Here is a 13,717-nt window from a genome sequence, read left to right on the forward strand (position 1 = left end):
GGACGCGCGACGACGGCGGGAGGGTTACGCTGGCGTCCATGAGACGTCCGCGGCACGGCCCACCCACCTACCTCGTGGCGGTTCTGGTGGCCGCCATCGCCCTGGTCGGCACGCGGTTTGCCGCCGCCCGCCAGCCCGATGCCCGCGACCTGGACCTGCTGGCCTATGCCCTGCTGCTGTCCGGTCCGGCGCTGCTGCTGCTGCGCCGCCGTGCGCCGGAGGTGATGCTGGCCGGCTCCTTCGCCGTGGCGGGGCTGTACTTTGCCCGCGGCTACCCCTGGGGTCCAGTGGTGCTTGCCCTCGGGTTTGCCATCATCTTTGCCTCCGCCGCCGGGCGCCGTGCCTTCACCTGGGCGTCCGCCGGTGCCGTGGTGGTGGTGGTCGCGGCTGCCGGGATCGTGGCGGGGAGCGAGACGGCAACAGTCCGGGCAGCAGCCGTCACCGCCTGGCTGGTGGTGCTGGTTCTGATTGGCGAGGGCCTTCGGGCGCGCCGGGAGCGCATGGCGGAGGTCCGCCGCCGCCGGCTGGAACAGGAACAGCGTTCCCGGGACGAGTACCGTCTGGCGCTGGCCCGCGACATCCACGACGTCGTCGCCCATTCGCTGTCATCCATCAATGTGCAGGCCTCGGTGGCCCTGCATCTGGCCGAACGCGACCCCTCGGCCCTGAAGCCGGCGCTGGAGGCCATCAAGGCGGCCAGCAAGGATTCCCTTGAAGAGGTGCGCCAGCTGGTGGGTGTGCTCCGCGAGGAGGCGCCGCTGACGCCGTCGCTGCGGCTGGAACGGCTGCCGGCCCTGGTGGCCGAGGCCCGGCGCGGAGGCATGGAAGCGACCCTGGAGCGGACGGGCACGCCGGGCCCCTTGACCGAGGCGCAGGAGGCTGCGGTGTACCGGGTGGTGCAGGAGGCGCTGACCAATGCCGTGCGCCATGCGGACGCGGCCCATGTGCGCGTTCGGCTGGTCGCCACGGCCCAGGGGCTGCGCGTGGACATCGACGACGACGGCGCTGGGCTGGGTGGCTCGGCGGAGGGCAACGGGCTGCGCGGCATGCGCGAGCGGGCCGCTGGTGCCGGCGGCAGCCTTGAATTGATCCCGCTGGAACCAGGCACCCGCGTGCGGCTGCACATCCCCGCCGCAGGCGGCACAAGCGGCGGCACGCCAGCGGAAACACCCGGAACCCAGGGAGGATCGGCATGATCAGGATTTTGCTGGTGGACGACCAGACGCTCATCCGCGCGGGCTTTCGGGCGCTGCTGGCCGCCGAGGAGGACATGGAGGTGGTGGGCGAATGCGGCACCGGGCGGGAGGCGGTGGCCCTGGCCGCCTCCGAACGTCCCGACGTCGTGCTGATGGACATCCGGATGCCCGGCGGCGACGGGCTGGAGGCCACCACCGCCATTCTGGCCGACCCGGCGCTGGCCGGCACCCGGATCATCATCCTGACCACCTTTGAGCTGGACGAGTACATCTTGGCTGCGGTCCGTGCCGGCGCCTCGGGGTTCCTGGTCAAGGACACCGAGCCGGCCGAGCTGATCCGTGCCATCCGGGTGGTGCACGACGGCGATGCCCTCCTCAGCCCCTCCGTGACCCGCAGGATGATGGCCGCCATGGCCGTGGCCAGCATGCGACCCTCCACGGAGGGGGCCCCACCGCCCGGGCTGGCGGAAATCACCGGCCGCGAGCGCGAGGTCCTGGCGCTGGTGGGGGAGGGATTGAACAATGCCGAGATCGCTGGCCGCCTGTTCATCACCCCGCTGACGGCCAAGACCCATGTCAGCCGGATCATGACCAAGCTGGCCGTGTGGGCTGCTTAGGAGTTTTCGGACAGCGGATTAGTGGTTTTTCTACGCTGCCGTGGCCGGCTGCTGGTAACTATAGTGGACCTCATTCGGGCGTCGGTAACCGAGGGCCGAATGGCGTCTGCGGCTGTTGTAGAACCCCTCGATGTAGCGGATGACGTCCCTGCGTGCCCGGTCCTTCGTGGCGTACGTCGTGCGGTACACGCGTTCGTTTTTCAGGGCCGAGAAGAAGGTCTCGGCCTGGCTGTTGTCCCAGCAGACACCGGTCCTCCCCATGGACGACCGCATCCCCAGCCCGGTGACCACCGCACGGAAGGACGCCGAGGTGTACACGCTTCCGCGGTCCGAATGCCAAATCGCGTCCGGCTCGATCCTGGTCGTCGCGGCGGCATTGGACAGGGCCCGTTCCACGAGTTCGGAGCGCATGTGGTCCTCGATCGCCCAGCCGGCGACCTTCTTCGAATAGCAGTCGATGACCGTGGCCAGGTAGATGAACCCCTGCCACGTGTGGATGTACGTGATGTCGCCGACGAACTTGATGCCCGGGCGGTCCGCGGTGAAGTCCCGCCTCACCAGGTCCGGCATCGCCGCGGCCGCGTCGGCATCCGCGACGGTGGTGGTTCTGAAGGGCCGTGGCTGGCACGGCACCAGCCCCTCCTGGCGCATGATCTGGCGCACCAGTTCCGGGGAGCATTCGACGCCCCCGCCGGCCAGGTCCGCGTGGATCCGGCGGTACCCGTAGGTCCCGTCCGATTCCTTGAAGAAATGCTGCACCCGGACCGCCAGCGCCGCCCTGCGGGCCGCGGTGGCCGAGACCGCGCGGGAGCGCCAGTGGTAGAACCCGGAGCGGGAGACCTCCAGCCACCGGCACATCATCAGCACCGCCGGCGCCTTCGGGGCGGCAGCGTAGGAGTCGATGAATTCATACTTCGCCACTACCGTGGCTCCCGTGCGAAGTATGCGGCCGCTTTTTTTAGGAACGCGGCCTCCGCCTTCAGTTCCTGGTTCTCACGTTCCAACTCCTTGAGCCGGGCACGTTCGGACACGGTCAGCTCCGGCTCCGTCCCGGTGTCCCCGTGCGCCTGCTGGTACTTCTTCAGCCAGCTGCGCAGCGTCTCGGCGCCGACACCGTATGCGGTGGCGACGGCCTTGATGGGCTTGGACGAATCGATGACTTCGCGGCACAGTTCATCCTTGAATTCCTGGCTGAACCTGGGTCGTGTTGATGACATTCTGGTCATTCCTCATTCCGGTGGTCCCCATCATTTCATGGGGTCCCGCTGTCCGAAATCTCCACAGCAGCCCAGTGCGGGACAGGGCCCAGCTGGTGGTGCTGGCCTATGAATCCGGTCTGGTGCGCCCGCGCTGGAACCCCTGAGCCCACGGTGCACCTCGGTGCCCGGGGCACACCGGGGCGGCGCCCGGGAGGGTGTCGGGGCGGCATCCCGGGGGAGTATCCGCGGGCGGGAAAGTGACTCCCGGAGGCGGACGCGCCCGCCGTCGTCGAACCCTTTACTGGAGATGTGGCCGAAAGCCGGCCCACCTCGAAAGTTAGGGATACGACCATGTTGACCACCATCACCGCCCTGGGCGCCGGCACCGCGCAGGCGCTGGCCCACGGACCCATGGGCTATGGCTGGGGCGGACCCTGGTTCCTGCTGTTCCCGCTGTTCTGGCTCATCGTCATCGGCCTGTTCATCTTCTTCGGACGGCGCAATTGGCGGCGCCACAATATGTGGCACCAGAACCAGGGCGCAGAATCGGTGCTGCGGGAGCGCTACGCCCGCGGCGAGATCGATGAAACCGAATACCGTGCCCGGCTGGAAGTGCTCCGCGCGGACCACACGAAATAGCCCCGCCCATCTGTGCGACAGCAAACGCTGCTCTGGAACTCCAGAGCAGCGTTTGCTGTCGCACAGATGAAGCCGCAACTCGTTTGGGGAAACCCCTTATGGGATTCGAAGGCTTGTACTAGCCTTGTCCGGGTGTCCATCCAAACCCGCGGATCCGCAGCCTCTCCCTATGTCATCTCGGCCCACAACCTGACCAAGAAATACGGGGACTTCACCGCCGTCGACAACATCTCCTTCGACATCCCGGCGGGGGAGTCCTTTGGCCTGCTTGGCCCCAACGGCGCCGGGAAATCCACCACCATGCGCATGATCGGCGGCGTGTCCCAGCGCTCCGGCGGCACGCTGAGCATCATGGGGCTGGACCCGGAAAAGTACGGGCCGGAGGTCCGCTCCCACTTGGGCGTGGTGCCGCAGCAGGACAATCTGGATGAGGAACTGAAGGTCCGGGACAACTTGATTGTCTACGGCCGCTACTTTGGCCTGCCGTTGAGCTACCTCAAGCCCAAGGCGGATGAGTTGCTGGAGTTTGCCCAGCTGAGTGAGAAGGCCGGCGCCAAGGTGGACGATCTCTCCGGCGGCATGAAGCGGCGGCTCACCATTGCCCGCTCGCTGGTGAACGATCCCAAGATCCTCCTGCTGGACGAGCCCACCACCGGGCTGGATCCGCAGGCCCGGCACATCCTGTGGGACAGGCTGTTCCGGCTGAAGGAGGCCGGCACCACGCTGGTCCTCACCACGCACTACATGGACGAGGCCGAGCAGCTCTGCGACAGGATCGTCGTCGTGGACAAGGGCAGGATCATGGCCGAGGGATCCCCGGCCGCCCTGATCCGCCAGTACTCCACCCGCGAGGTGCTGGAGGTCCGCTTCGGCTCCGAACGCAATGCCACGGTGGCCGCGGAGCTGGCCGGGATCGGCGAGCGGACCGAGACCCTGCCGGACCGCGTGCTGATCTACACCGACGACGGCGAACGCGCCCTGGAGGAGGTGGCCGCCCGCGGGCTGTCGCCGCTGACCTCGCTGATCCGGCGCTCCTCGCTGGAGGATGTCTTCCTGCGCCTGACCGGAAGGAGCCTCATTGACTAGCGCTCCAGTCCCTCTGACACCTGCCCAGTCGGCGGCCAAGGCCCGGCGCCTGGGCTCCTGGTACTTCGCCGAGCACACGCTGCGGGTGATGCGCACCTATGCGGCCAGCGTGCTCATGTACTCCGTGGGCACGCCGCTGGCCTACCTCTTCGCCATGGGCGTGGGGCTGGCGGCCCTGATCGACGCCAACGGTGCCGGCGCCTTTGGCGGGGTTGACTACCTGACGTTCCTGGCCCCGGCGCTGGTGGCCTCGGCCGCGATGATGTCCGCCACCGGTGAGTTCATGTTCCCCATCATGGACGGCTTCAAATGGCGCCGGACGTTCTTCGGCCCGCATGCCTCACCGCTGGCGCCGGCCCAGATTGCGCAAGGCCACATCATCGGCGTCACCATCCGGATCCTGGTGCCCACGGCCATCTACTTCGCCATCGTGGTGCTCTTTGGCGCGGCACCGGGACCGTGGGCCTGGGTGAGCATTTTCACCGCGACGCTGTGCGCCCTGTCCTTCGGCCTGCCGTTGATGGCCTATGTCTCAACCCTGACCAAGGACAGCGGGCAGTTTGCCGCCGTCCAGCGCTTCATCGTGACGCCGTTGTTCCTGTTCTCCGGCACCTTCTTCCCGCTGGCCACGCTGCCCTGGTTCCTGCAATGGATCGGCTGGCTGTCCCCGCTGTGGCATGCCACGGAACTGGGCCGCGTGCTCAGCTACGGCTATGCGGAACCCGCCTGGCTCGGCGCCGTGCACGTGCTGTACATGCTGGCGACGGCGGTGGCCGGCGCCGTGCTGTCCCGGCGGATCTTCACCCGGAGGATGGGCGCATGAGCACCGTGCAGAGCCAAGGATCCGACACGGCGGTTGGGCGCGGTGCAGTGCGGCCACTGGCCGGGCTGTACTCGGGCAATGCCCGCGCCGTGATCTCCCGTGGGCTGATGGCCACCAAGAGCTCCAATTGGCTGGTGATGCTCAGCGGCTTCTTTGAGCCGGTGCTGTTCCTGCTCTCCATGGGCATTGGACTGGGCGCGCTGGTGGGCACCGTGACGGGCCCCGACGGATCGCCCATCAGCTACGCGGCCTACATCGCCCCTGCGCTGCTGGCGACGTCGGCCATGAACGGGGCCGTGTACGACTCCACGTGGAACGTGTTCTTCAAGATGAACTTCGCCAAGCTGTACCAGGGCATGCTCTACACCTCGCTGGGGCCGCTGGATGTGGCCCTGGGCGAGATCTTCCTGGCACTGCTGCGGGGGCTGCTCTACGCCACGGGATTCACCGCAGTCATGGGGTTGATGGGCCTGGTGACCACGCCGTGGGCGCTGCTGATGATCCCCGTCTCGGTGGTGATCGCCTTCGGTTTCGCCAGCTTTGGCATGGCCATCACGTCGTTCATGAAGACGTTCCAGCAGATGGACTGGATCAACTTCGTGATGCTGCCGATGTTCCTGTTCTCCGCCACGTTCTACCCGCTCAGCGTCTACCCGGAGCCCATCCAATGGCTGATCCAGGCGATGCCGCTGTGGCACGGGGTGGAACTGCTGCGCCAGCTCAGCGTGGGCGCCGTCGGGCTGGGCATGCTGGGCCATTTGGCGTACTACCTGGTGATGATTGTGCTGGGGCTGGTGCTGACCACGGCCCGGCTGCGGAAGTTGTTCCTGCGCTGACAGCCGGCGGGTACGGTTTCGTTCGCTCCGGGTGGAAGCGCGTTGCGGGCGGGCCTGCATTTGAGAGAATGGGCGCATGACTTCTCTTGGATCAGGAACCCCCAGCACCTCCCGCCCCGCGAAATTCACCGGGCTGGGCACGGTGGTGCTGGCCGCCGTCTTCCTCGTGGCTCTGGTCTTCGCCGCCAACAACAACAGCGTCCTCGGCTGGTTCATCGCCGTGATCGCGCTGGGCTGGCTGCTGCTGTCCACCATCGTCTACATCGGCGTGCACAAGGCCGCCCGTTTCGGTGCCGAGCAGGTCCGCCTCGCCCAGGCGCAGATGGCCCAGGCCACCAGTGCCGCGGCCCCGAACGGTGCCGGCACCCGGCTGGTCAACGATGGCAGCGACGGCGTGCGCGATCTGAAACTGGACCACAGCTTCAAGATCATCCAGGTCCAGGCCGGCGTCATCACCGACAACCTGGGCAAGGACGCCGCCGTCGTCGCCCGTGCCCTGGACACCATCCAGATCACCGCCTCCAACGGCCGCGGCATGATCAAGAAGGACGGCGCGCCCGCCTCCGGCCAGCAGGCAGACGGGCAGACCAAGGCCCCTGGCAAGGACGGCGGCCGGAACGACGACGGCGAGACCATCACCGGCGTCGTCGTCGACTAGCGCGTCTTCCCAGCCGGGCGGCGCAGCAGCGGCGCCGGCAATTTGAGTCGGCCCCGGCCCGGCGGCCCCTTGCGGCCCTCCGCGGCACGGTAATGTGGAACAGGTGAGCATGGCTACCCAGAACGGTCATTTGCGGATTGCATCCGTCAACGTCAACGGCATTCGAGCCGCCTACAAGCGCGGCATGGCCGAGTGGCTTGCGGCGCGCGATGTGGACATCCTGTGCCTGCAGGAGGTGCGCGCACCCGATGCGATAGTGCACGAGTTCCTCGGCGACGAGTGGCACATCCTGCACGCCGAGGCCGAGGCCAAGGGCCGCGCCGGTGTCGCCATCGCCACCCGCAAGGACCGTTTGGAGCCCACCGCCACCCGCGTGGGCATCGGCGAGGACTACTTCGCCACCTCCGGCCGCTGGGTCGAGGCCGATTACGCTGTGAAAAACGGCGACGGCGAGGCCAAGGTCCTCACCGTGGTCAGCGCCTATGTGCACTCCGGCGAGGTGGACACCCCCAAGCAGGTGGACAAGTACCGCTTCCTGGACACGATGATCACCCGCCTGCCGGCCATGGCCGCGGCGAGCGACTATGCCCTGGTGGTGGGCGACCTCAACGTCGGCCACACCACGCTGGACATCAAGAACTGGAAGGGCAACGTCAAGCGTGCCGGCTTCCTGCCCGAGGAGCGCGCCTACTTCGACCGCTTCTTCGGCGACGAGGTCGGCTACAAGGATGTCGCCCGCCAGCTGGCCGGCGAGGTCGAGGGGCCCTACACCTGGTGGTCCTGGCGTGGGCAGGCGTTCGACAACAACACCGGTTGGCGCATCGACTACCACATGGCCAACCCGGCCCTGGCCGATGCGGCCGTCACCGCCGTCGTCGACCGCGCCGAAACCTGGGACACCCGCTTCTCCGACCACGCGCCTCTTGTGGTGGACTACCAGCTGTCCCCGGCCAAGTAACCTCCTCCAGACCACCTTTTTAGCGAAAGCACACCATTCATGACTGCCGCACGCCAACGGATCCTCTCCGGAGCCAAGCCCACCGCCGATTCCCTGCACCTGGGAAACTACATCGGTGCGGTCCGGCAGTGGGTGGACATGCAGGAGGCCTACGACGCCGTCTTCTTCATTCCGGACCTGCACGCCGTCACGGTGGACTTTGACCCGGCCACGCTGGCGACCCGCACCCGGACCGTCGCGGCCCAGTACATTGCCGCCGGCATCGACCCGGAGAAGTCCATCTTCTTCGTCCAGTCCCACGTGCCCGAGCACGCGGAGCTGGCCTGGGCGCTGAACTGCATCACCGGCTTTGGCGAGGCCTCCCGGATGACGCAGTTCAAGGACAAGACGGCCAAGGCCGGCTCCGACGCCGCCACCCTGGGCCTGTTCGCCTACCCGACGCTGATGGCCGCGGACATCCTGCTCTACCAGGCCGATCTGGTCCCGGTGGGGGAGGACCAGCGCCAGCACCTGGAGCTGACCCGCACGCTGGCCCACCGCTTCAACACCCGCTTCGGGGAGACCTTCACGGTGCCCGATGCCACCATCCTGAAGGAAACGGCCAAGATCTACGATCTGCAGAATCCGACGGCGAAGATGTCCAAGACGGGGGAGTCGCCCAACGGCATCATCCAGCTGCTGGAGGATCCCAAGATCGCCGCCAAGCGGATCAAGTCGGCCGTGACCGACGCCGGCACCGAGATCCGCTTCGATGCCGAGGAAAAGCCCGGGGTGTCGAACCTGCTGACCATCTTCTCCACGCTCACCGGCCGCAGCATCGCCGAGCTGGAGGCGGACTACGAGGGCAAGATGTACGGGCACCTCAAGGTTGACCTAGCCGAAGTGATGGTGGACTTCGTGACGCCGCTGCGGGACCGCACCGCCGAGCTGATGGCGGATCCGGCCGAGCTGGACCGCCTGCTGGCCCTCGGCGCCGACAGGGCCCGGGCCATCGCCTCCGTGACCATGGACGCCGTCTACTCCAAGATGGGCTTCCTGCCCCGTCTGGGCAGCCGCTAAAGACCATGTGCGCCGACACCACCGAAGCACACGGGCACCCCAGCGACGACGTCGCTGAGGTGTGCGTAGGTGTCGTGGTGGCTTTGGAGGAGCCGCTGGCCAGTGAAATCACCGGTTGGCGGCTGTCCTTCGGCGATGCCATGGCCGCCGTCATTCCGGCGCACATCACCCTTGTCACCACCACCCCGGCCCTGGGCTGGGCGGACACCACGGCGCATGTGCGCGAGGTGGCCCGCACACAGTGCCCCTTCACCGTGACCCTGCGCGGCACCGAGTCCTTCCGCCCGGTCTCCCCGGTGGTGTACCTGAAGGTCGAGGACGGCTACCAGGACTGCGTGGACCTCCATGGGAAACTCCAGGCTGGCCCGCTGGCCCGCGACCTCCCCTTTGACTACCACCCGCACATCACCGTGGCCCACGACATCAGCGAAGAGGGCATGGACGAGGCCCAGGAAAAGCTTAAGGACTTCCGCGCCGAGTTCACCGTCTCGAGCATGGGGCTGTACGAGCATGATAGTTCTGGAGTGTGGCAGCTAAAGGAAGAGCTTGAATTTGGGGGCGCAACCGACGCCCGGGACACCACCGGCACCGACTGACCGGGCTGGGCTGCGCCGCGAGGTGCTGGCACGGCAGCGGGACTATGGCCGCGTCCGCCGCACCGGCGGGGGCAGGGTGGCCACCTCCACGGCGTGGCTGGCGTTCACGATGGCCCGGCTCAACACGCTGGCGCCGGTGCGCGCGCTGAACCACTACAACCGCCGCCTCGGATCGCTGCTGGCCTCCGGCATCGGCGTGGCGATGTTCTTCTCCATCTCCGGTCTGCTCACCACAGGCTTTTCCATTGCCGCTCTGGCACTCAAATCGAATCCGCTGCTGCTGGACGCCGTCATCGCCAACGTGGCCACCGCCGTCCCGGGACTCCTGCGGATCGACGGCAGCGAGGGACTGGTGGATCCGGCCAGTTTGCTCAACCCTGTGGGGCTGGGCTGGACCGCCGCCATCTCGCTGGCAGTGGCGGTGGTGACCTCGCTGGGCTGGATCGGCTCCGTGCGGGAGGGGCTGCGGGCCATGCTGATGCTGGGGCCGCTGATGCTCAATCCCATCCTGGCCAAGCTGATCGACCTGGGAACGCTGGTGCTGCTGGGCATCGCGCTGCTGCTCAGCTCCGCCGCCACGGTGGTCTTCGGCACCGCCCTGGCGACCGTCACCGATGCGCTGGGGCTGGAGGGCTACCTGGTCAACCCGCTGGGGTTCGCCATCGGATTTGTGCTGGCCACAGGGTTGAACTGGGCGACCGTGGCCATCCTCTTCCGGCTGGCGGCGCGCATCAAACTGGCGCGGAAGCGGTTCTGGCAGTCCTCGGTGATGGCGGCGGTGGCGGCCACCATCCTGCAGCTGCTGAGCGGTTTCCTGCTGGCGCGGGCCGGTGCCAATCCGCTGCTGGCGCCCTTCGCGGTGGTCATTGGGCTGCTGATCTGGTTCAACTTTGTCAGCCAGGTCTATCTGGCCTCGGCGGCCTGGGCCGCTGTGGGGGAGGCCGACGACGCCGCCCGGCGCCGGGGCGCCGTCCGCCCCGGCCGCGCCCGCTCCCTGCCCCGCTGAGCCGCCGTCGTCCTCTTCATCTGTGCGACAGCTGACGCTCCTAAGACGCGGTTTGGCAGCGTCTACTGTCGCACAGTTGTTGGGGGCCGACGACGGCGGGCCCTGCCGGCGCTTAGACACGGCCGGGAGCGTCTCTCCGCCCGCTGGGCGGGATCCCGCCGCGCCCGCCCGCGAGGCGCGCCTACACAGGACCGGCCGTCGTCCTCTTCATCTGTGCGACAGCTGACGCTCCTAAAACGCGGTTTGGCAGCGTCTACTGTCGCACAGTTGTTGGGGGCCGACGACGGCGGGGGGCCCACCGACGCCCCGTCGTCGTCTTCATCTGTGCAACAAAAAACGCTCCCAAACCGAAGTTTGAGAGCGTCTTCTGTCGCACAGATTCTGCGTTAGATGCGGCGGCTGAGGATGGCCTGCTTGACCTCGGCGATCGCCTGCGTCACCTGGATGCCGCGGGGGCATGCTTCGGAGCAGTTGAAGGTGGTCCGGCAGCGCCAGACGCCTTCCTTGTCGTTGAGGATCTCCAGACGCATGTCGCCGGCATCATCACGGGAATCGAAGATGAAGCGGTGGGCGTTCACGATGGCGGCCGGGCCGAAGTACTGGCCATCCGTCCAGAACACCGGGCAGGAGGACGTGCACGCGGCGCAGAGGATGCACTTGGTGGTGTCATCGAAGCGTTCGCGCTGCTCGGCGGACTGCAGGCGTTCCTTGGTGGGCTCGTGGCCCTTGTTGATCAGGAACGGCATGATCTCGCGGTAGGACTGGAAGAACGGCTCCATGTCCACGATGAGGTCCTTCTCGACCGGCAGACCCTTGATGGGCTCGACGGTGATCGGCTTCTTCGTGTCCAGGTCCTTCAGCAGCGTCTTGCACGCCAGGCGGTTGCGGCCGTTGATGCGCATGGCATCGGAGCCGCAGACGCCGTGGGCGCAGGAGCGGCGGAACGACAGCGAGCCATCGTGGTCCCACTTGATCTTGTGCAGGGCATCGAGCACGCGGTCCGTGCCGTACATGGTCAGCTGGTAGTCCTCCCAGCTGACCTCCTCGGAAACCTCCGGGTTGTAGCGGCGCACACGCAGCGTGATGTCGAACGTGGGGATTTCGCCCCCGCCGCCACCGAGGTGGGCGGGCAGCTCAATCTTGGACGCCGGCTCCGGAGCGGTCTCTGCAGTTTCGACGGAACTCATTAGTACTTCCTCACCATCGGCTCGTAGCGCGTAAAGACAACGGGCTTGGTGCCCAGACGGATGCCGGCAACGTTCTCTTCGGACCCTGCCGCGGTCACCGCGTCATCCTTGTAGGCCATGGAGTGCTTCATGAACTTCTCGTCGTCGCGGTCCGGGAAGTCTTCGCGGTAGTGGCCGCCACGGGATTCCTCACGGTGCAGAGCGGCAACGGTCATGACCTTGGCCAGTTCCAGCAGGAAGCCGAGTTCAACGGCCTCCAGCAGGTCCAGGTTGAAACGCTTGCCCTTGTCCTGGACAGTGATGCGCGTGTAGCGCTCCTCGAAGCCGGCGATGTCGGCCAGCACCTGGTTGAGGGAATCCGCCGTGCGGAACACCTGCATGTTGGCATCCATGGTGTCCTGCAGCTCCTTGCGGATGGCAGCAACCTTCTCGCCGCCGTCGGAGGTGCGGACGTGGTCCAGCAGGGCAGTGGTGTAGCCCTCCGGGTCCTCGGGCAGCTCGACGTAGTCGGCGCCCAGGGCGTACTCGGCGGCGGAGATGCCGGCGCGCTTGCCAAAGACGTTGATGTCCAGCAGGGAGTTGGTGCCCAGACGGTTGGAGCCGTGCACGGACACGCAGGCCACCTCGCCGGCGGCGAACAGACCGGGGATCACCGTGTCGTTGTCCTGGAGGACCTCGGTCGCGATGTTGGTGGGGATGCCGCCCATGGCGTAGTGCGCCGTCGGGAACACCGGCACCGGCTCCGTGTACGGCTCCACACCCAGGTAGGTGCGGGCGAACTCGGTGATGTCCGGAAGCTTGGCGTCAATGTGCGCCGGCTCCAAGTGCGTCAGGTCCAGAAGGACGTAGTCCTTGTTCGGGCCGCAGCCGCGGCCCTCACGGACCTCGTTGGCCATCGAACGGGCCACGATGTCACGCGGAGCGAGGTCCTTGATGGTGGGGGCGTAGCGCTCCATGAAGCGCTCACCCTCGGAGTTGCGCAGGATCGCGCCCTCGCCGCGGGCGGCCTCGGAGAGCAGGATGCCCAGGCCGGCCAGACCGGTCGGGTGGAACTGGAAGAACTCCATGTCTTCCAGGGGGATGCCACGGCGGAAGGCGATGCCCATGCCGTCACCGGTGAGGGTGTGGGCGTTGGAGGTGGTCTTGAAGACCTTGCCGGCACCGCCGGAGGCGAAGACGACGCTCTTGGCCTGGAAGACGTGCAGCTCGCCGGAGGCGAGGTCGTAGGAGACTACGCCGGCAACCCGCTTCTGCAGGTAGGTGGTGCCGTCCTCGCGGGTGGCTTCTTCCTCGACGGTGAGGAGATCCAGCACGTAGTACTCGTTGTAGAACTCCACCTGGTGTTTGACGCAGTTTTGGTACAGCGTCTGCAGGATCATGTGGCCGGTGCGGTCCGCGGCGTAGCAGGCGCGGCGCACGGGCGCCTTGCCGTGGTCGCGGGTGTGGCCACCGAAGCGGCGCTGGTCGATGCGGCCTTCGGGCGTGCGGTTGAACGGCAGGCCCATTTTTTCCAGGTCGAGCACGGCGTCGATGGCCTCCTTGGCCATCACCTCCGCGGCGTCCTGGTCCACCAGGTAGTCGCCACCCTTGACGGTGTCAAAGGTGTGCCACTCCCAGTTGTCTTCCTCCACATTGGCCAGAGCGGCACACATGCCGCCCTGGGCCGCGCCCGTGTGCGAGCGGGTGGGGTAGAGCTTGGTCAGTACAGCGGTGCGTGCGCGCTGGCCGGACTCGATGGCGGCACGCATTCCTGCGCCACCGGCCCCGACGATAACGACGTCGTATTTATGGACCTGCATACTGGATGCTCTTTCTCTCAAACTGCGCTAAAAAGCGGGTTAAAACGTTGACCTTAGG

General features: G+C 67.1%; 15 protein-coding genes. 12 read left to right on the forward strand and 3 right to left on the reverse strand.

Annotated elements, in window-relative coordinates:
* Positions 1-38 precede the first annotated feature (38 nt).
* Positions 39-1,196, forward strand: coding sequence for a sensor histidine kinase (locus K254_RS20990; protein WP_155848401.1), 1,158 nt, complete (start codon positions 39-41; stop codon positions 1,194-1,196).
* Complete coding sequence (locus K254_RS20995; protein WP_051388604.1) at positions 1,193-1,813, forward strand: response regulator transcription factor; 621 nt, start codon at positions 1,193-1,195, stop codon at positions 1,811-1,813. The genes K254_RS20990 and K254_RS20995 overlap by 4 nt, the downstream gene beginning before the upstream one ends.
* Positions 1,814-1,843: 30 nt before the next feature.
* Here the strand turns inward: K254_RS20995 and K254_RS0100620 are convergent.
* Positions 1,844-3,030, reverse strand: a protein-coding gene (locus K254_RS0100620) for an IS3 family transposase (RefSeq protein ID WP_155848402.1) whose coding sequence is annotated in 2 segments (ribosomal slippage) — positions 1,844-2,775 and positions 2,775-3,030 — 1,188 coding nt in all. Because the reading frame shifts where the segments join, the coding sequence is not laid out codon by codon here.
* Between K254_RS0100620 and K254_RS25555 the strand changes: the two genes are divergently transcribed.
* The 10 genes from K254_RS25555 (at position 3,024) to K254_RS21010 (ending at position 10,673) form a co-directional block, all read left to right on the forward strand.
* Positions 3,024-3,176: a hypothetical protein gene (locus K254_RS25555; RefSeq protein ID WP_155848403.1), complete on the forward strand. Its 153-nt coding sequence runs from the start codon at positions 3,024-3,026 to the stop codon at positions 3,174-3,176. The genes K254_RS0100620 and K254_RS25555 overlap by 7 nt on opposite strands.
* Positions 3,177-3,363: 187 nt before the next feature.
* Positions 3,364-3,651: an SHOCT domain-containing protein gene (locus K254_RS0100630; protein ID WP_026553761.1), complete on the forward strand. Its 288-nt coding sequence runs from the start codon at positions 3,364-3,366 to the stop codon at positions 3,649-3,651.
* Between the two features lie 132 nt (positions 3,652-3,783).
* Positions 3,784-4,737, forward strand: a complete 954-nt coding sequence (locus K254_RS0100635; RefSeq protein WP_442853034.1) for an ABC transporter ATP-binding protein — start codon at positions 3,784-3,786, stop codon at positions 4,735-4,737.
* Positions 4,730-5,560, forward strand: coding sequence for an ABC transporter permease (locus tag K254_RS0100640; protein WP_026553763.1), 831 nt, complete (start codon positions 4,730-4,732; stop codon positions 5,558-5,560). The genes K254_RS0100635 and K254_RS0100640 overlap by 8 nt, the downstream gene beginning before the upstream one ends.
* Positions 5,557-6,396 carry an ABC transporter permease gene (locus K254_RS0100645; RefSeq protein ID WP_026553764.1) on the forward strand — a complete coding sequence of 280 codons (840 nt, stop codon included), beginning with the start codon at positions 5,557-5,559 and terminating at the stop codon, positions 6,394-6,396. The genes K254_RS0100640 and K254_RS0100645 overlap by 4 nt, the downstream gene beginning before the upstream one ends.
* Before the next feature lie 76 nt (positions 6,397-6,472).
* Positions 6,473-7,054 (forward strand): hypothetical protein, encoded by a 582-nt coding sequence (locus K254_RS21000; protein ID WP_196810845.1) that lies wholly within the window; start codon positions 6,473-6,475, stop codon positions 7,052-7,054.
* A 109-nt stretch (positions 7,055-7,163) separates the two neighbouring features.
* A complete protein-coding gene (locus tag K254_RS0100655) occupies positions 7,164-8,012 on the forward strand; it encodes an exodeoxyribonuclease III (protein ID WP_155848404.1) in 849 nt (282 codons plus the stop codon).
* A gap of 39 nt (positions 8,013-8,051) precedes the next feature.
* Positions 8,052-9,071 carry a tryptophan--tRNA ligase gene (gene trpS, locus K254_RS0100660; protein WP_026553766.1) on the forward strand — a complete coding sequence of 340 codons (1,020 nt, stop codon included), beginning with the start codon at positions 8,052-8,054 and terminating at the stop codon, positions 9,069-9,071.
* Between the two features lie 5 nt (positions 9,072-9,076).
* On the forward strand, positions 9,077-9,667 hold the full coding sequence (locus K254_RS21005) for a 2'-5' RNA ligase family protein (RefSeq protein WP_051388607.1): 591 nt from the start codon (positions 9,077-9,079) through the stop codon (positions 9,665-9,667).
* A complete protein-coding gene (locus K254_RS21010) occupies positions 9,624-10,673 on the forward strand; it encodes a YihY/virulence factor BrkB family protein (protein WP_231391709.1) in 1,050 nt (349 codons plus the stop codon). The genes K254_RS21005 and K254_RS21010 overlap by 44 nt, the downstream gene beginning before the upstream one ends.
* 386 nt (positions 10,674-11,059) lie before the next feature.
* Here the strand turns inward: K254_RS21010 and K254_RS0100675 are convergent, their stop codons facing one another.
* Positions 11,060-11,860, reverse strand: a complete 801-nt coding sequence (locus tag K254_RS0100675; protein ID WP_026553767.1) for a succinate dehydrogenase iron-sulfur subunit — start codon at positions 11,858-11,860, stop codon at positions 11,060-11,062.
* On the reverse strand, positions 11,860-13,659 hold the full coding sequence (gene sdhA, locus K254_RS0100680) for a succinate dehydrogenase flavoprotein subunit (protein ID WP_026553768.1): 1,800 nt from the start codon (positions 13,657-13,659) through the stop codon (positions 11,860-11,862). Before sdhA ends, K254_RS0100675 begins: the two co-directional genes overlap by 1 nt.
* Between the last annotated feature and the right edge of the window lie 58 nt (positions 13,660-13,717).

The organism is Arthrobacter sp. 35W (genome assembly GCF_000482545.1).
Lineage (GTDB): Bacteria > Actinomycetota > Actinomycetes > Actinomycetales > Micrococcaceae > Specibacter.